17 protein-coding genes are annotated in these 18081 nt (G+C 63.9%); 6 read left to right on the forward strand and 11 right to left on the reverse strand.

Annotated elements, in window-relative coordinates; translation table 11 throughout:
• Positions 1 to 98: 98 nt before the first annotated feature.
• Complete coding sequence (msrB, locus tag SR882_RS06710; protein WP_322520486.1) at positions 99 to 500, forward strand: peptide-methionine (R)-S-oxide reductase MsrB; 402 nt, start codon at positions 99 to 101, stop codon at positions 498 to 500.
• On the opposite strand, the gene SR882_RS06715 is transcribed toward msrB, so the two are convergent.
• The 6 genes from SR882_RS06715 to SR882_RS06740 all read right to left on the reverse strand — a co-directional run bounded on the left by SR882_RS06715 (position 493) and on the right by SR882_RS06740 (position 5530).
• Positions 493 to 1041, reverse strand: coding sequence for a ClpXP protease specificity-enhancing factor (locus SR882_RS06715; RefSeq protein ID WP_322520487.1), 549 nt, complete (start codon positions 1039 to 1041; stop codon positions 493 to 495). The two genes, msrB and SR882_RS06715, sit on opposite strands and share 8 nt — an antisense overlap.
• 162 nt (positions 1042 to 1203) lie before the next feature.
• On the reverse strand, positions 1204 to 1827 hold the full coding sequence (locus SR882_RS06720; RefSeq protein WP_322520488.1) for a glutathione S-transferase N-terminal domain-containing protein: 624 nt from the start codon (positions 1825 to 1827) through the stop codon (positions 1204 to 1206).
• A gap of 110 nt (positions 1828 to 1937) precedes the next feature.
• The gene (locus tag SR882_RS06725; protein WP_322520489.1) at positions 1938 to 2687 is read right to left on the reverse strand and encodes a cytochrome c1; all 750 of its coding nucleotides are present in this window, start codon (positions 2685 to 2687) and stop codon (positions 1938 to 1940) included.
• Positions 2684 to 3895 (reverse strand): cytochrome b, encoded by a 1212-nt coding sequence (locus SR882_RS06730; RefSeq protein WP_322520490.1) that lies wholly within the window; start codon positions 3893 to 3895, stop codon positions 2684 to 2686. The genes SR882_RS06725 and SR882_RS06730 overlap by 4 nt, the downstream gene beginning before the upstream one ends.
• Entirely contained in the window at positions 3892 to 4497 is a 606-nt protein-coding gene (gene petA, locus SR882_RS06735) for a ubiquinol-cytochrome c reductase iron-sulfur subunit (protein ID WP_322520491.1), read from the reverse strand. Before petA ends, SR882_RS06730 begins: the two co-directional genes overlap by 4 nt.
• Positions 4498 to 4771: 274 nt before the next feature.
• The gene (locus SR882_RS06740) at positions 4772 to 5530 is read right to left on the reverse strand and encodes a Nif3-like dinuclear metal center hexameric protein (protein ID WP_322520492.1); all 759 of its coding nucleotides are present in this window, start codon (positions 5528 to 5530) and stop codon (positions 4772 to 4774) included.
• Between the two features lie 288 nt (positions 5531 to 5818).
• On the opposite strand from SR882_RS06740, the gene SR882_RS06745 reads away from it, so the two are divergent.
• Positions 5819 to 7102, forward strand: coding sequence for an MFS transporter (locus SR882_RS06745; RefSeq protein ID WP_322520493.1), 1284 nt, complete (start codon positions 5819 to 5821; stop codon positions 7100 to 7102).
• A 4-nt stretch (positions 7103 to 7106) separates the two neighbouring features.
• On the opposite strand, the gene SR882_RS06750 is transcribed toward SR882_RS06745, so the two are convergent.
• On the reverse strand, positions 7107 to 8702 hold the full coding sequence (locus tag SR882_RS06750; RefSeq protein WP_322520494.1) for a DNA polymerase Y family protein: 1596 nt from the start codon (positions 8700 to 8702) through the stop codon (positions 7107 to 7109).
• A 72-nt stretch (positions 8703 to 8774) separates the two neighbouring features.
• On the opposite strand from SR882_RS06750, the gene lexA reads away from it, so the two are divergent.
• Together lexA and SR882_RS06760 are read left to right on the forward strand one after the other, a co-directional pair.
• Complete coding sequence (gene lexA / locus SR882_RS06755; RefSeq protein WP_322520495.1) at positions 8775 to 9398, forward strand: transcriptional repressor LexA; 624 nt, start codon at positions 8775 to 8777, stop codon at positions 9396 to 9398.
• Between the two features lie 76 nt (positions 9399 to 9474).
• Complete coding sequence (locus SR882_RS06760) at positions 9475 to 10296, forward strand: hypothetical protein (protein ID WP_322520496.1); 822 nt, start codon at positions 9475 to 9477, stop codon at positions 10294 to 10296.
• Here SR882_RS06760 and SR882_RS06765 read toward each other — a convergent pair.
• The 3 genes from SR882_RS06765 to ettA form a co-directional block, all read right to left on the reverse strand.
• On the reverse strand, positions 10283 to 11065 hold the full coding sequence (locus tag SR882_RS06765) for a M48 family metallopeptidase (protein ID WP_322520497.1): 783 nt from the start codon (positions 11063 to 11065) through the stop codon (positions 10283 to 10285). The genes SR882_RS06760 and SR882_RS06765 overlap by 14 nt on opposite strands.
• A gap of 92 nt (positions 11066 to 11157) precedes the next feature.
• Positions 11158 to 11967, reverse strand: a complete 810-nt coding sequence (locus SR882_RS06770) for an HDOD domain-containing protein (RefSeq protein WP_322520498.1) — start codon at positions 11965 to 11967, stop codon at positions 11158 to 11160.
• Positions 11968 to 12024: 57 nt separating this feature from the next.
• Positions 12025 to 13692 carry an energy-dependent translational throttle protein EttA gene (ettA, locus tag SR882_RS06775; protein ID WP_322520499.1) on the reverse strand — a complete coding sequence of 556 codons (1668 nt, stop codon included), beginning with the start codon at positions 13690 to 13692 and terminating at the stop codon, positions 12025 to 12027.
• A gap of 178 nt (positions 13693 to 13870) precedes the next feature.
• On the opposite strand from ettA, the gene SR882_RS06780 reads away from it, so the two are divergent.
• Positions 13871 to 15661 (forward strand): VWA domain-containing protein, encoded by a 1791-nt coding sequence (locus SR882_RS06780; RefSeq protein WP_322520500.1) that lies wholly within the window; start codon positions 13871 to 13873, stop codon positions 15659 to 15661.
• A 47-nt stretch (positions 15662 to 15708) separates the two neighbouring features.
• Positions 15709 to 17256, forward strand: coding sequence for a hypothetical protein (locus tag SR882_RS06785; RefSeq protein WP_322520501.1), 1548 nt, complete (start codon positions 15709 to 15711; stop codon positions 17254 to 17256).
• 60 nt (positions 17257 to 17316) lie between these two features.
• Here SR882_RS06785 and SR882_RS06790 read toward each other — a convergent pair whose 3' ends face one another.
• On the reverse strand, positions 17317 to 17979 hold the full coding sequence (locus tag SR882_RS06790; protein ID WP_322520502.1) for a peroxiredoxin: 663 nt from the start codon (positions 17977 to 17979) through the stop codon (positions 17317 to 17319).
• Positions 17980 to 18081: the final 102 nt, after the last annotated feature.

Below are 18081 nucleotides of genomic sequence, written 5' to 3' on the forward strand. Positions count from 1 at the left end.
CGACAACACACCCGATCCCGTTTGACAACCGATCGGTTCGACTATCATGGTCGGGCACGACCAACCATCCAACTACCGACAAGCAACCGGAACGCATCATGAGCAACGAACCCGACCTCTGGCGCGAGACGCTTAGCGAAGAACAGTACCGTATTTGCCGCCTTGGCGGCACGGAGGCCCCTTGGTCCGGCGCCCTTAACGACGAAAAGCGCCCGGGGCGCTTCGACTGTGTCTGCTGTGGGCGTTCTTTGTTCGTTAGCGATGCCAAGTTCGATTCTGGCTCCGGCTGGCCCAGCTTCTTCCAGCCTGCCAGTGCCGAGGCGCTCATTACCCGCAGCGACACCAGTCACGGCATGACCCGCACCGAAGTGCTCTGCGCCGGCTGCAACGCGCACCTCGGTCATGTGTTCGAGGACGGTCCGCAGCCGAGCGGCCTGCGTTATTGCATCAACAGCGTCTGCCTGGATTTCGTCCCGACCGACGAACAGCCCGCTACTTGACGACCCGAAGACTGGGGCCGCCCTTGCCACCACCCGACGGTGGTGGATCGTCGTCAGGGCCATCGCCATCTGACCCGGCGTCCGAGCCGCTCGCCGACGGGTCATCACTCTCCTTGTCCGCTGCTCCATCTTCGCCACCCGGCACGGCTCGCAACTGAGGGCGACCCTTGCTGCCCGACTTGGGCGCCGGCGTCCCCTCAAGGTCCTCGTCGGACTGCGGGAACGTCTCTTCCGGCTCGTCCGGGAAGGTCGCCCCCTGCCCCGAGTCACGATCAACGATCGCACGTACCGCATGCATGGGGACGAACACCCGTTCGGGCTGCCCGCCGAAACGGGCCTCAAACGAGATGCCCACGCGATCCATGTGGAAGTCACGCACCGCCGAAGGACTGATGTTGAGCTGGATGTGACCGTCCTCGACGAACTGAGTCGGGACCATCACTTCCTCGGCATCGGCATTCACGACCAGGTGGGGCGTGTGCCCCTGGTCGAGAATCCAGTCGTAGAAAGCGGGAACGAGGTAGGGACGCTTCGAGAGCATTAAGAGACCTCTGCGCGAATGGAATGGCGATTCGGCGTAGTTTGCTCGACGCTGATGCCGGTCACCCCGTTACGAGACAAACGGGCACCAGCAATGCCCGGCTCAATAGGCGAACGTGTGGACGATCAACGCCGGGACACGGTCCATGGAAAGACGCTTGCGTCAGCCGCGCATCTCGCGTTCGACTTCGGTGAGGCTCGCCTGGAACGTGGGTCGGCTGAACACACGATCCATGTAGTCCTGGATGGGCTTGGCGCCCGGTCCGGTCAGCTCGATGCCGTATTTCGGCAAGTACCACAGCAACGCGGCCAGGGTCACGTCCGCCAGGGAGAACTCCTCGCTCATGAAGAACGGCATGGCCGAAAAGATCGGTGCCGCGGACAACAGCTCTTCCTTGAGTTGCTTGCGGGCCCGGGCAACAGTCTTCTCGCCGCGCTCGAACTCCGGCAGCAGGCCATACCAGTCCTTTTCAATCCGGTAGAGCGCGGTACGCACCTTTGCCCGGCTGACCGGGTCGACCGGCATCAGCGGCGGGTGCGGGAAGCGCTCGTCCAAGTACTCCATGATGACGCGGGCATTGGTCAACACGAGGTCGCGATCGGCCAGCACCGGGACCGTGCCTTCCGGCGACAGGTCGTGAAAGTCTTCCGGCGGCTCCTGTTCGGACAGGTCGATGATCTCGGCGGTCAGCTCCTTCTCCGCGAGAACAATGCGGGTGCGGTGGCAGTCCGGTGAGTCCGGGCTGGTGAACAAGGTCATGACCGAACGACGATTGACGGTCGCCATTGGCGCCTCCCATGGTGCAATGGTTAAAACGGCATGATAACAAAAACCCGGCCTCGGGGCCGGGTTGATCGGGGGTTGGCGCGTCTAACGAGCCGCTCGTTGGCGCCGGTTCAGTGCTTGATGTCGCGCCAATATTCCTTCTTCAGCAAATACATCACCAACGTGAAGATAAACAGGAACGCCAGCACGTACGGCCCGTAATGTGCACGCAGTAACGCGGCCGGCTCCGCCATGTAAACCATGTACGCGGTCAGATCGCGCATCTTCTGTTCGAACTCTTCCTCCGAAAGCGTGCCGGGCCGCTCCGGTGATTCGAGCCCAACCAGACGGCGCTTGGCATCCTCGCCCTCACCCTCGGTTTCGTAGACCGGTTGCTTGAGGCCCTGCTCGGCGGCCAGCACGTGCGGCATGCTCACCAGCGGGAATACCGCATTGTTGACGCCCCACAACGTGTCGGGATCCTCGTAGAACGTGGTGAGGTAGGTATACATCCAGTCCGCGCCGTGTACTCGCGCCGAGAGGGTCAAATCCGGCGGCACGATACCGAAGGTTTGTTGAGCGTACTCTGCCGGCATGTTGGTCTCGATGACGTCGCCCGGCTTGCTGGACTCATCGGGCATCAGCACGGCCAACTGCTCGTCGGAAAGTCCAAGGTCCTCGCCGATGCGACCAAAACGCATCATCTTGGCACTGTGGCACGACGCACAGCTGTCCATGAACGTCTGTGCCCCTCGATAGAGCGATGCCTTGTCGCTCAGGTCAACCTCGGCATCCGCGAGCGGATAATTGCTGCTGGCCGCCTTCGCATTGGGCGTTGCGATCAAGCCAATCAGAAACATTAGAAAGGTGATACGAATCATTGCAGATGCTCCGGCACGGCCTTGGTACGTTCATGACGGCTGATGAAATACAGCGCGATGAAGAAGCCGAAATACACGGCCGACAGCAGCTGGGAACCCAGCGTGCCAAGCGTGGTCGGCGGCTGGGTACCCAGGTACCCAAGTCCGATGAACGCCGCAGCGAACGCGAACAGGTTGACCTTGAACGCCGTCGAGCGGTAGCGGATCGATCGAGTGCGATTGCGGTCGATCCATGGCAGCACGAACAGGATCAGGATTGCCACCGTCATGGCCAGCACGCCCAGGAATTTGTCCGGGACAGCGCGCAGGATCGCGTAGTGCGGCGCGAAGTACCACACCGGGGCGATGTGCTCAGGGGTCTTGAGCGGATCCGCCGGAATGAAGTTCGGATGCTCGAGGAACAGGCCACCGCCATCGGGCCAGTAGAACAGCACGACGGCGAAGATGAACATGAACACGCCCAGACCGAAGAGATCCTTGACGGTGTAGTAGGGATGGAACGGGATGCCGTCGACCGGCTTGCCGGTCTCGTCCTTGTGCTCCTTGATGTCGATGCCATCGGGGTTGTTCGAACCGACTTCATGCAGCGCCATGATGTGACCGCCGATCAGGAACAGCAGCACCAGCGGCAGGGCGATCACGTGCAGGGCGAAGAACCGGTTCAGGGTCGCATCGGAGATGACGTAGTCGCCCCGAATCCACAGCGCCAGGTCGGGACCAATCACCGGAACCGAGCTGAACAGGGAGATGATCACCTGCGCGCCCCAGAAGGACATCTGCCCCCAAGGCAGCAGGTACCCCATGAACGCCTCTGCCATCAGCACCAGCAGAATCAGGACCCCGAAGATCCAGATCAACTCGCGCGGCTTCTTGTAACTGCCGTACATCATCCCCCGGAAGATGTGCAGGTAGACGGCAAGGAAGAAGAACGAGGCACCGGTGGAGTGCAGGTAGCGGAGCAACCAGCCCCACTCCACATCGCGCATGATGTACTCAACCGAGGCGAAGGCATTTTCCGCCGAGGGCTTGTAGCTCATCGTCAGCCAGATGCCGGTGACGATCTGCAGGACAAACACGACCAACAGCAGCGAGCCGAAGTAGTACCAGAAGTTGAAGTTGTGGGGGACGTAGTACTTTGCCAGGTGCGCATTCCAGAAATGCGACACCGGCAGGCGGTCGTCCACCCATTTTCCCAGGGACTTGATCATGCTGCCTCCTCCTCGGTACCGCCGACACGAACGATATCGCCGCTGACATAGACGTACGGCGGCACTTCCAGGTTCGTCGGTGCCGGCACGCCTTTGTAGACCCGCCCGGAGATATCGAACTTCGAGCCATGACAGGGGCAGAAGAAACCGCCTTTCCAGTCGTCACCCAGGTCGTCGGGCGCCACTTCCGGTCGATAGGTGGGCGCGCAACCCAGATGGGTGCAGATGCCGACCACCACGAGGTAACGCTTGTGTTCCTCGCGGGCCCGATAGATGTTGGCGGCGAATGGCGGCTGCTGCTCCACCACACGCGAATCGGGATCCTGGACCTCATCGTTGAGCTCGGGCAGGGACTCGAGCATGCGATCCGTGCGGTGCACCAGATAAACGGGCTTGCCGCGCCAAGACACGGTGGTCATCTGCCCGGGGGAGAGCTTGCCGATATTCACGTCCACCGGCGCGCCGGCGGCCTGGGCCTTGGCACTGGGCTGGAAGGAACTCAAGAACGGCACGGCGGCAAAGCCGACGCCCACCGCGCCAACCGCCGTCGCCGCGCCGGTCAGAAACCGGCGCCTTGCCGGGTTGGAGGGAGAATCAGCCATTGTTACGTCGTACTCCTGGATGGTTGTCCGTCAATCGATCACGACCGGAAAGCAATTCCGCGTCGCTCGTGTTGTTGGCGAGCCTTGTCGGCCTCCCTGCACCCGGCGAAGAACACCCGGAACGTATTCCGGGGGCGCCATGGGCATCACCGATGCGAAGCATCTGCCATTTTTACGGCCGGGGTAGTTTAAGCATCTCGATGCGACCGTCAAACAAGCGGGGCTAATACCTCGGGATAGACTTTTATTAGCTTGGGAAACCAGTTGGGTCGTTTCAGACCGGGTTGGGAATATTGACAAACCGGTGCTCGATACCGAATTCCGCGGCAATACGCTCGCCCAGCAAACGCACACCCCCCGTTTCGGTGGCGTGGTGTCCGGCGGCGATATAGGTCACGCCGGACTCGCGCGCCATGTGCGTGGTGCGCTCGGAGATCTCGCCGGAGATGAAGGCATCCAAGCCGAGCTCGATGGCCTCGCCCAGCATGTCCTGCGCCCCGCCAGTACAAAGCCCGATGCGTCGAATCGGTCGATCGGTCGGTCCGACGACCAGCGGTTCGCGCCCCAGGTGATCGGCAATGCGGGCGCCGAGCTCGCTGCCGGTCGCCGGCTCTTCGAGTCGCCCGGCGACCGCAAGCTGCTGATGGCCGAAACGCTCGGTCACGTTCACACCAAGGAGACCGGCCAGCCAGGCGTTGTTGCCGATCTCGACGTGACCGTCGAGAGGAAGGTGGTAGCCGATCAGGTTGATATCATGGGCCAGCAGGGTCGCGATGCGCCGGCGCTTCATCCCGGTGATGACCTCCGGCTCGTTCTTCCAGAAGTAGCCGTGATGGACAAGCACTGCATCCGCGTTGGCCTCGACGGCGGCATCGAGCAGATCCTGACAGGCCGTCACCCCGGTGATCAGTCGGCGAATCTCGCCACGCCCCTCGACCTGCAGGCCGTTCGGCGCGTAGTCGCGGTAGGTTTCGGGCTCGAGCAACCGCTCACAATAGGCAAGCAACTCGCGGATATCGACCGTCTCGGACATGGGCGCTCCTCCTGTCGTGACCATGGTGCCGGGCGAAACCCTAGCCCGGATATTCCATGAAGTCCACGCGCCCACGCCTGTCTCCTGACCGCACGCGGCTTTTTCTTCGGTCGGCCGTATTCCCTGATACGGCCCTCGCTCGGGAAAACCTCTTTCGGCCAATATGTTGCACGATCGTTACGCGGGTTCATGACATCTCCGGGCCAGCTTGTTTGGCGACGCCGTGGCTTGGCGCCCTCTCAACCGCGTGTTCCAATGGCCGAGTACCTGCCCAGGAGCTTTTCGGCCATGACCAGCCGCCCCACGGCATCCCTGCTGTCGCGCCGTTTTCTACCGTATTTCTTCACCCAGGCGCTGGGGGCATTCAACGACAACGCGTTCCGCTTCTCGGTGATGTTCCTGATCACCTACGAGATCGGCAGCGCTCACGACGGCAATATCGACGTGCTGATGAATCTGGCGGCGGGGCTGTTCATCCTGCCCGGGTTGCTGTTCTCGCCGATGGCAGGCCACTGGGCCGACCGCCTGGATCAGGCAAAACTGGCCCGCATACTCAAGTGGACCGAACTGGGACTGATGTTGATCGCCGCCCTGGCCTTCTGGTGGCAAAGCATCACCTTGTTGATGGCCCTGGTGTTCCTGATGGGCGCGCAATCGGCCTGGTTCGGCCCACTCAAGTACGCAATCGTGCCCCGCCATCTGCCGGCAGGCATGCTGATGCGTGCCAACGGCTGGGTCACGGCGAGCACCTTCACCGCGATTTTGCTGGGCACCCTGACCGGCGGGCTGCTTACTGCCACCGGTGAGCGCGCTACCCTGATCGCGAGCCTGCTGGTGATCGGCGTGGCGGTGGCGGGACTGATAGCCGCTCGCTTTATCCCCCCTGCCCCGCCACCGGGGCGGCTGCCGGATCATGCGGGACCACTGAAAAGCTGGACCACGACCTGGCGACTCCTGCAGACCCAGGCAACCAGCCTGCGCCAGTCGATGTGGCTGATCAGCTGGTTCTGGTTCGTGGGCGCGGGGTATCTCACCCAGTTTCCACGCTTTGCCGAGGACGTGCTCGAATTGCCGGCGGACGGGGCAACCGGGCTGCTGGCCCTGTTTGCCCTGAGCATCGGGGCCGGCGGATTGCTGGTGGGCTATCTGGGTGGCCGTCGCCCGCCACGCGCGCTGGCCCCGTTTGCCGCGCTGGGGGTTGGCTTGGTCGCGATCGACTGGTATTTCGTCGCCTCGGCGCCATCTCCGCTGCTATGGCGAGTCGGGGTGGACATCGCGCTGACCGGTGCGTTGGCAGGCGTACTGGTCGTCCCGTTGTACAGCCATTTGCAGCGGGCCTCGCGGCCGTCGCAACGCGCCCGCCTGATTGCGGCACTCAACGTGCAGAACGCCCTGGCGATGGTGGTCAGCAGCCTGCTGGCAATTTTCCTGTTCGCGGCGCTCGACATCGGCCTGCCGACCTTCTTCCTGCTCTTCGGGGGCAGTGGATTGCTGGTGGCCGCTACGGTCTGGTGGCGCTGGCAAGGACTGCTCCCGAATCGACCGCAAGGCGATAACCCCGAGCATCGGTAGCCCCTCAATCGTCGAGGCCAATCACCTGCCAATCGCCTCCGGCGCATTCCCGGCGCAGGCAGACCGCGCGACCACCAGTCAGTTCACCGGCACAGTAGTCGGCCGATTCCTCGGCCGTCGTCCACCAGCCGGTCTCGACGCGCTCGGCCTCCCCATGATGATGCACGGGCGCATCAGGGCGCCGTGGTTTCTCGAGCCACCATAACGGCCGAAACGCCCCGGGTGATGTCCCGGGCAATGTCCCGAGTGATGCCCCACGTGATAGCCCGGGTAACGACGAGTCCCCCGCCGGCTCGGCCACCTTCGCGCGTGATGACTTGTCCTGAGGCGAGGTCAGGGGCTGCAGGCGGGAGCGGCGCATGGGAACCAGATGGGAGGCATCCTGCACCCGGCTGACGGCCTCTCGGCCCAGCCGGGCCTGCAGGCGCTGAAAGAGGGCCCGCTCATCGCGTCCACGCTCCTCGGCATCGGCAAACAGGCTGCCCTGCCCCGGTCGGGGCGCGACAAAATGCTCGGCTTCCACCCCCAAGCGGGTCACCGGCGCCAATACCCCGGCCGACTCCAGCCGTAGGCGCAATTGTGCCAGCCAGAGGGGTTCGTCCCGGCCGGGCTCGGCGGTTGCCACCTCCAGCCGAGTCGACGGTCGGTCCTCATGGGCGAGCCACACCACGAAATCCGCCACCGCGAGTTGCCGACGACGCAGGAAGTCGCTCAGCCCCACCAGCGGCCCACGGGCCAGCAGCAACAGGCGATCGACCTGGCTGGCCGGATCCCACAGGCTTACCTCCCGGGCATAGCGGGCCGGCGGCACCAGGTCGGCCAGCGGCCAGTCCCGTTCGGCGAACAGACGATCCAGATCGGCCAGCAGTAATGGATCGGCACGCATCCCCAGGCCATCACGCGGCAGGCGGCGCACCTCGCCCAGTCGCCGCAGCCCCAGCTCGGCAAAGCGATCGATCCAGGCAGCCGGCCAGTCGACCAGCGCCAGGGACAACTGGCTGACGGCCGCCAACTGCTCCCGGGCACAACAAAGCCACGGGGCCTCGTCATCCACCGCGGCCGCCAGCGCCCAGGCGACGCGCGGATGCGGGGCCCCCGCGGCCTGCACCACCAGGTGCCACGGTTGCAATGCCTCGAGCAGCCGGGACACCAATGCCTCGAGCCCGCCGAACAGTGCCGCGCTGCCACCGATCTCCAGCAGCAACCCCGCCCCGGCCTCCCCGCCGGGTTGCACCGGTGGTGGGCGGCTGACGCGCGAGGTGTACGTCAGCGCCCACTCGCCCCATTCGGCCAGCCAATCCTCCACACTGCGTTGCTCGAGCGTCAGGCATCGCAGCGGGGGCGTATCCATCGAGGCATGCGCCCGGTGACGGGAGCGCGCCCCGGCCAGACTCTGGCCGATCTCGATACCCAATCCGGCTGCCGCGTGGTTGATCGCCATCACCCGGCTGCCGCGACCACCGCCATCCAGGAGCACTGCGGGCGGACGGTCATGACGCTCTTCTTCGGGGCAACGACATTCGAACCAGGCCTCCGGGAAGCGCAGTGCCAGCCAATAGGGCTCGTGTCGTAACGACCGGGGTGTGGACTCGATGGGCATGACGGACTCCGGGCGTGAATACTGTAATTTTTTACAGTATACTTTGTCACACACACTTGCCATGCCCATGCCATGACCGAATCGACTACACCGCGTCCGCTTACGCCCCGCCAGGCCGAGATCCTGGCGTTCATCCGCGACACCATCCACGAGACCGGCATGCCGCCAACCCGGGCGGAGATAAACGCCGCCCTCGGTTTCCGTTCGCCCAATGCCGCGGAAAGCCATCTCAAGGCGCTGGCGAAAAAAGGGGTCATCGAATTGATGGGAGGGCGCTCAAGGGGCATTCGCCTGCCCGACGACTCCCACCGCGACGAGCTGGCCGTGATCGGCCGAATCGCGGCGGGCAGTCCGATCCTGGCGGCCGAACACGTCGAGTCCCAGGTGCCCGTCAACCCGGCCCTGTTTCGTCCTCGCGCTGACTACCTGCTGCGCGTGCGCGGGATGAGCATGCGCGATGCGGGGATCATGGACGGCGACCTGCTCGCGGTGCATCGCACCGAGGAAGTCAGCAACGGCCAGATCGTGGTGGCCCGCCTGGCCGACGAGGTCACCGTCAAGCGCTACCGACGCCGCGGCGCGAAGGTCTGGTTGATTCCGGAGAACACCGAGATGACGCCGATCGAGGTCGATCTGCGACGCGAAGAATTGATCGTCGAGGGCCGCGTGGTCGGCGTGCTGCGAACATTCGACTGATGACACGAGCCCGGCGTCTCGACCACATCGAGACGCCATGAGACACGACCACCCGCACTAGGAGGATCGGCACATCATGGCAGCACACGCCATCGGGGGGAACGACGTCGCCGAGCTGTTGGCCCGTCACGACATCTGGCGTGGCCGACAGACCCGCCCGCCCGAGTCGAGCGCCGCGCCCTGCCCCAGCGGCTGGTCGGCACTCGACGAATTGCTGGGCGGTGGCTGGCCAAGCGAGGGGTTGGTGGAGCTTTATGCCGGTCGAGCCGCCAGAGGGATCTGGCGGCGCCCCTGCGAGCGACTCGACACGACACCTCTGAAACCGCATCAGGACTGGTTCCAGTCGTCACTGGGCCATGGCACCACGACCCTGCTGATGCCCTGGCTGCATCGACAAACCCGCACGGGACGCGTGGCGCTGATCAACCCCCCAGCGCTTCCCTGTGCCGAGCGCTGGCAACGCGAGGGGGTGCGACTCGACAACCTGCTCGTCATCCAGCCGCACAACCTGCGTGAACTGGGTTGGGCGACCGAGGAAGTCCTCCAGTCCGGCGTCTATCCGCTGGTCGTCGCCTGGCTGCCCCCGCTGGGTTTCGCCCTGCGACGACGGCTCAAGCTGGCCGCCGAAACGGGCGGCGGATGCCTGGTCACTCCCTACCCGCTCGGCGCCGAGATGACAGCCGGAACTGCCATGAGCGCTCCCTCAAGTCCGGCTTGGGCGCAACTGGTCGTCCACCGACGGACTCAAGGCCTCAGCGTGCGGCGGCTCAAACCGTTTCACCCCCGCGAAGTGCACCTCGAACTGGATGCCGGGGGCATTGAATCGGCACCTCCCGACACTCCCGGTACAACAGGCGCCGCCCCCTTGAGACTGGTTAGGTTCCTTAGCGACCGGTAGCCCGCCGATACTCGGGCATCACCCGCGGGATGGCGCGCTCGAGCGCCTGGATGCGACTGCCGCTGTCCGGGTGGGTGCTGAGCCACTCCGGGCCGCCACCGCCGCCATTCGCCTGCATCTTGCGCCACAGGCTGACGGCCGCACGCGGGTCGTAACCGGCCCTCGCGGCCAGCAACAGTCCGACCTCGTCGGCCTCGAGTTCCATTCGCCGACTGAACGGCAGGTCGATGGCCACGGTGGCGACCTGTTGTGCCATCGCCGCCGTCTGACTATCCAGACCGCCCAGGGCCGAGGCCACCGACAACCCCATCTGCTGAGTCATCGCCATCGACATCTTCTCGCGCGTGTGACCCGACAACGCGTGGGCCACCTCATGGGCGATCACCTGCGCCAACTCGTCATCGGTGGGCCGGAGCTTGTTGAGCATGCCGGTATTGATGCCCACCTTGCCGCCCGCCATCGCGAAGGCGTTGATGCTGTCATCGCGGAACACGCGGCTTTCCCATCGCCAATCCGATGCCTGCGGATAGACACGCACCGCCTGCGGCACGATGCGCTGCGTGATGCGTTGTACCCGCTGGCTGGCCGGGTCGGACGCCGGCAACGTCGACTTCTCGCGCGCCATCTGGGTATAGGCCTGGTAGGCCATCTGATTGGCCTGGCCTTCGGGCATGATCATCAGCTGGCTGCGCCCCGTGACCGGATGCGTCGCGCAACCGGCCACCACGAGCGACAGGCCCAGCACTGAAACGACAAACGGCAAACGCATCACAACTACCCTCTTCAAACCGGCTGACCTGTAAAGAAAACCCCGGTCTTCAAGAAGACCGGGGTTGGCGATATGGGTTCCCATTTCGCATGTCATCCACCTAAGGCGCGAATCGCCTCGTCGAGCTCGTCATCGATCATGCTGGACTCGAGGTCCACGCCCAGCTTTTTGGCGGCCATGATCGGCCGATCGTCGGGCGTACGACTGATGCCACGCGCCTGGGCAATCGCACAGATCACCACATCGCTGTAGTTCGGATCACCGTCGTGCTGATAGCCCAGATCCCCACAGTGCTCGATCACCTCGGCGAACATGTCGGGGAAATCCCAGGCCTTGACGATATTCCCCCCCAGCCGCGACTGCAGGCTCTCGACCAGCTCGTTGAGCACGGCCGGCGCATCCTGCAGCTTGGGGATGTCTTCGGCCACCACGATTACCGGGATGCCACCAACGCTGTGCAACAGGCCGGCGAGCAGCGCCTGGTCGGCATCCAGTTTGGTATGCCGACGGGCAATGTGATTCGCCAGTGCCGCGACCTGCGTGGAAAAGGCCCAATGGTCACGCATGATCCGCTTGATCATGGCCGTCTTGGCAGTGAACAACTGCTTGGCCGACAGCGAGACAATCAGCTGGCTGACCGTGCGCATCCCCAACCGCGAGACGATCTGGTTGAGGTTGTCGATGTGCTGCGCCCCGCGATAAAGGGGGCTGTTTGCCACCTGGATCAATCGAGCGGCGATCGCCGGGTCCTGCGAGATCACCTCGACCAGATCGCTCGCCGAGCTGTTCGGGTCATCGATGATCCGGCGGGCCCGCAAGGCCACATCGGGCAGCACGGGCAACGAGATCCCCTTGTCGCGAATCTTGTTGATGATCGCCTGTTCAAGTGCCGGATTGGCCACGTTCTCTACTCCCTGAAAAACGCCGTGCGCCCCCTCGAGGGCGCCCGGCAATCAAAGTCAGTCTGCCAGACGAGTGTGCTTCACGCGCTTGGGCTGGTCGGCGGCATCACCGAGGCGCTTGTGTCGGTCGGCCTCGTACTCCTGGAAGTTGCCCTCGAAGAACTGCACCGAACCATCGTCCTCGAAGGCGAGGATGTGCGTGGCGATCCGGTCGAGGAACCAGCGATCGTGCGAGATCACCAGCGCCGAGCCCGGGAAGTCGAGCAGTGCGGTTTCCAGTGCCCGCAGCGTCTCGATGTCGAGATCGTTGGTCGGCTCGTCGAGCAGCAGCACGTTGCCGCCGGCCTTGAGCAACTTGGCCAGATGCACCCGGTTGCGCTCACCGCCCGAGAGATCCTTCATGAACTTCTGCTGGTCCTGGCCCTTGAAGTTGAAGCGACCCAGGTAGGCGCGCGACGGCATTTCGAACTTGCCCACGGTGATGTAGTCATGACCGTCGGAGATCTCCTGCCAGACGGTCTTGGTGTCTTCCATGTCATCGCGGGACTGGCCGACGTAGGCCAACTCGACGCTCTCGCCGATCTCGATGTTGCCACCATCCGGCTGCTCCTCGCCGATCAGCATGCGGAACAGGGTCGACTTGCCCACACCGTTCGGGCCGATGATGCCGACAATCGCCCCCTTGGGTACGGAGAAGTCCAGACCCTGGTAGAGCTCGCGGTCGCCGAAGCCCTTGGTGAGGTTCTCCACCTCGATGACCTTGTCGCCCAGGCGCGGGCCGGGCGGAATGTAGATCTCGTTGGTCTCGGAGCGCTTCTGGTACTCCTCGGATTGCAGTTCCTCGAAACGCTTCATGCGCGCCTTGGACTTCGCCTGGCGACCCTTCGGGTTCTGGCGCACCCACTCGAGTTCCTGCTTCATCGCCTTCTGGTGGGCCGACTCGGCCTTCTCCTCCTGCTTGAGGCGCTTTTCCTTCGCCTCCAGCCACTGCGAGTAGTTGCCTTCGAACGGGATGCCCTGGCCGCGGTCGAGCTCGAGGATCCAGCCGGCGACGTTGTCGAGGAAGTAGCGATCGTGGGTGACCGCGACCACCGTGCCTGAGAATTCCTGCAGAAAGCGCTCCAGCCACGCGACGGATTCGGCGTCGAGGTGGTTGGTCGGCTCGTCGAGGATCAGCATGTCGGGGTTGGACAGCAGCAGACGGCACAAGGCAACCCGGCGACGTTCGCCACCCGACAGCAGGGTGACGTCCGCTTCCCACGGCGGCAGGCGCAGCGCGTCGGCAGCGACCTCGAGCTTGCGGTCGAGATCCCAGCCGCCACCGGCCTCGATCTGGTCCTGCAGCTTGCCCTGCTCTTCCATCAACGCCTCGAAATCGGCATCCGGGTCGGCGAACTGCTCGGAGACGGCATTGAAACGCTCAAGTAATCCGGCCATCTCGCCGACACCATCCATGACGTTGCCGCGCACGTCCTTTTCCGCGTCAAGGTCCGGTTCCTGCTTGAGATAGCCGATTCGGGTACCCGGCTGCGGGCGCGCCTCGCCGATGATGTCCGTGTCGACGCCGGCCATGATGCGCAGCAGGGTCGACTTGCCGGCACCGTTGTAACCGAGCACGCCGATCTTTGCGCCGGGGAAGAAGTTGAGATTGATGTCCTTGAGGATGTGCTTTTTCGGCGGGACGACCTTGCCGACGCCGTTCATGGTAAAGATGTACTGAGCCATAGATTCCGAGACGTTGTGTTGTTGCAAACGAAATGAAGCGGCACTATCCCGCAAGATAGCGACCGCGTTTGATCACAAGGATACCAGCACTGTGCCGCGACTTGATGCCCCCTGCCCGACAACCCGTCACGCCTGGCCTCACCGGTGGGTTCCGATAGCGGTTAGGGAAACCCGGGGCTTGCGCCGACTGGTCGGCTTCTGGGCCGTGCTCGTGTTTGCCGCGACCGTTCTGGGCGCTCCTGCCCACGCCGCCTCCGAGCCCGAACTGCACGTGCTGATCGATGTATCCGGCTCGATGAAAAAGACCGATCCCGAGAACCTGCGCGAACCGGCCCTGCGGCTGCTCGGGGACCTGGTGCCCGAGGAAAGCCGCGTCCGACTCGATCTATTCGGCAATCGCATCAGCGAGGTCCTGCCCGCCTCGCTTGCCACCCCGGAAACCAAAAAGGCGATGCGTGCCGCCGCCGCGCAAATCCGCTCAAACGAGCCCTTCACCGATATCCCGGCGGCGCTCGAGGCCGCCAACCGCGACTGGGCCGAGAACACCGAACGCAACATCATCCTGCTCTCCGATGGCAAGGTGGATATCTCTCCGGACGAGGCCGTCAACCAACGAGCGACAACCCGCCTGCGCGATACCGTCATCCCCGCACTGGTCGGTGCCGAGGTCCAGGTGCATACCGTGGCCCTCTCGGCTGCCGCCGACGAGTCGATTCTCACGGAAATCGCCGAGCGGACCGGCGGCCTCGCGCTCAGTGCGCGCAGTAATGAGGACTTGCAGCGCGTATTCCTCGCCCTGTTCGAAGCGACCGCCCCGCGTACGGGGGTGCCTCTGGTGGAGAACCGTTTTCGCGTCGACGACACCATCAGCGAGCTGACGCTGGTGGTCTTCCGGGAAACCGATGCCGAGCCCACCCGCATACAGATCCCGGACGGCGGGGAAATCGACGTCGAGACCGCCAGCGCGCTGGCCGACTGGCGCTGGGATGACAGCGCCGGTCGGGACCTGATCACGATCAGCAATCCACCGTCCGGCAGCTGGCGCATTCTTGCCGCCGAGGATCCGGACAACCGCGCCCTGGTGATCACCGACCTCAAGCTTGCCATGCCGGGCCTGCCCAGCCGTGTATTCCCCGGCGAGGCGATCGAGGGTGGGCTGCTACTGACCAACCGTGGCGAACCGATCGTCGAACCACGTCTGACAAAGGACCTTCAGGCACAGGTCGACGTCAACGACCCACAAGAAACGGTAATCGAGTCGATCGAGCTCAACGATATCGGCGCCGATCCTGACGTACTCGGCGGCGATAGCCGCTACGATTTCCGCCTGCGGCTCGACGGCGAATCGGGGATCTACACGCTCGAAGGCCGGGCAAGCGGTCCGACCTTCGAGCGAGTGATCCGCAAGAAGATCGCGCTGGCTCGCAACCTCCCCTTCGCCGCCCGTGTGGTCCGTCCTCACCTGGCGGCCCGCGGAGGCAATGGCGGTGGCAACGCCGACGGTAACGTCGACACGCGTGGACCAGCCGCCAGGCTGATCATCGAACAGGACGTGGCCCTGCTCGATCCGAGCGCCTCGCGACTCGTTGCGCAAGTCAATTGCGAAACCGGGCAGCCCACCCGGATCGAGGCATCGTTGTTGGAGGCCACCAACCGGATCGAACTGCCCCACCGCGATGGCAACGACTGCCGGGTAACCGGAACCATCCGTGGTGAGACCGACGATGGCCGCGAGGTGAGCTTGCCACTCGATCAACCCATCCCGGCACCGTCGATCGATACGCCAGCCGATGAACCCACCGCGGACGACGAGCCGAGCGAGTCCACGGCCACCGATCGGGAAGGCAACCCGCTTATCGCGGTGCTGATCGGCCTCGGCGGACTGACGCTCCTTGGTCTGCTGGGCTGGGCCTGGCGACTGGTTACCCGGCGACAGCGTCGCCAACTGATTGAGGCTGCGCGGAACTGAACCCGCCGACCATCACGCACAATCGACACATCACGGAACACGGACACATGCTCGATTACTTCCTGAGCTCAGACTGGGCCATTATCGCCACCGAATTACTGGCGGGATTCATCGTGATCTCACTGGTGCTCGCCATCCTGGTGTGGCGGGGACAGCGACGGCATACCGGGGCCGCCGAACGCCTGCTGGACGATCGCGACCCGATCATGCGCGCCTCCGAAGAAATGCTCGAACGCCAGATTCATCGCACCTGGCCCGAACTCACGGTCGGTGACGAGCAGCGCGAGAGCTATGCCGAACGCAGCCTCGATGCAATCGAGGCCATGGTCGAACCCTGGCTTGAGCCCAAGCGATACGAACTGGCGGCGGTCGCGCGGCGATTCCTGCAAGTGCGCCAGGCCGACCTGGACCAGCTGTTGACCCTCGCCCGCGCCCACGCCGAACAAAGTGCCGGCGACGACCCTCGCCTGGGTGAACTCGAACACGACGTCAAGGAACTGCGCGAACAACGTGACCGACAGGCCAAGCACCTCGCCGAAAGCCTGGAAACCGTCAACGTCATGGTTCGTGAATACGGCCGCAAGTTCGATTACAACGACGAACCGCATGTCGCTACCGTGCTCAAGGCCATCGTCATGATCCAGGAAATGGATGCGGGAGCCGACTGTGAGACCGCCAAACATCGTGCCGACGAGGTATTCAGCGAGGATCTGGTCGCCAGCGCCTCGCCGCCGGTAGACGAGAGCGACGCCTCTGTCCCTACGGGGGAGGACAGCACGGACGCCGCGACCGACCAACCGGCCGACCAACCGGCCGAAGAAACCGAGTCGGACACTGACACCCCCGCCCTCTCCGCCGAAGACGAGATGGCCGCCGCCATGGCAGCCGAAGGCGTGTCGAACGAGAAGACCGACGCCATGCAGGCCGCGGCACAGCAGCTCGAGGAGCAAGCCACCACCGTCGCTGCTTCCCAGGAAGAGGCCACCCGGCCGGACTCGGCAGACCACAGCGAAGCCGACGGTCGGCCCGCACAACCGACCAGCGACGAGACGGATGCCGAAACCGAAGAGCGGGCCGTTGACGCCACGGTCGAGCAGCAGGATGCCTCGCCGGATACCGGCGATATCGACCAACTGATCGAATCGGCCGCCCAGGCCCAACCCGAGACGATCAACACCCCGAACGCCGACGTGACCGCTCAGGCCGACAAGACCGCTCAGACCGACGAGACGGAAACGACCGGGGGCGCCGAGGAAAGTGTCACGCCGTCGGGTGGAGACGAACTCAAGCAGGAGCAGGCGCCCCCTTCGGCTCCCGATAGCGCAGACGAGGAGGTCGCCAGCGCCCAGCCCGCTGAGCCCGAGAGGCAGGACGAATCCGAATCAGCCGAGCCGACCGAAGCCCGGCAAGAGCAAAGCCGCGAGGAGGAGCAGGAAGAAGGTGAGAACGGCGTGATCGATCTCGATGACGTCGAAATCCCCAAGGAAGATGAAAAGGACAAGGAAGACGGCAAGGATGAGGAATTCGATCTCGACGACATCGATGCCCTCCTTGATGCCGAGATTGCCCGCAAACACGGCCAGGGCAGCGAGTAATCACGAAAAAACCCCGGAGAGTATCCGGGGTCGTCGCAATCGGGTCTTGGCGGTGCCTTCTTAGAGGGACTTCTCGCAGAAGTACCAGTCCTTGCACTCGTAGCCTTCGCTCAGGCGCTTTTCCGCCTCCTCGGTGGTGTTCGGCGGCGGCACGATCACCTTGTCACCCGGCTTCCACCCCTCGGGCGTCGCCACACCGTGCTCGGTCGACGTCTGCAGGGAATCGACCAGGCGGAGGATCTCGTCGATCGAACGACCATTGGTCTTCGGGTAATAGAGCATTGCCCGCAGGTTGCCGTTGGGATCGATGATGAAGGTCGCCCGGACCGCCGACGTATCGGATACCCCCGGGTGCACCATGCCGTAGGCATTGGATACCTTCATCGAAATATCCTCGATGATCGGGAACGGAATCGTCTGGCCGAACTTGTCCTTGATGTTCTGAACCCAGGCCAGGTGCGAGTGGATGCTGTCGATCGACAGGCCCAGCAGGTCGCAGTTGCGCTCCTGGAAGGCGTCGAAGGCACGGGCGAACGCCGTGAACTCGGTGGTGCAGACCGGGGTGAAATCCGCCGGATGCGAGAACAGCACCAGCCAGCGGCCTTCGTAATCCGACAGTTGCTTGATCCCGTGGGTGGTATTCGCCTTGAAATCGGGCGCCCGCTCATTGAGACGCGGCATGGCGAGTGTCGGTTGTTGCTCTTGGTTCTGTGCATCAGTCATGGCAGATTCCTCCATCTTTAAAGACTGTTGGGGATGCACCGGCCGGGCTCACCCGACCGACATGAGCAACTTTAGTTATGCTGCATTACTTTTACTAATGAT

This window comes from Guyparkeria halophila, from assembly GCF_034479635.1.
Taxonomy (GTDB): domain Bacteria; phylum Pseudomonadota; class Gammaproteobacteria; order Halothiobacillales; family Halothiobacillaceae; genus Guyparkeria; species Guyparkeria halophila.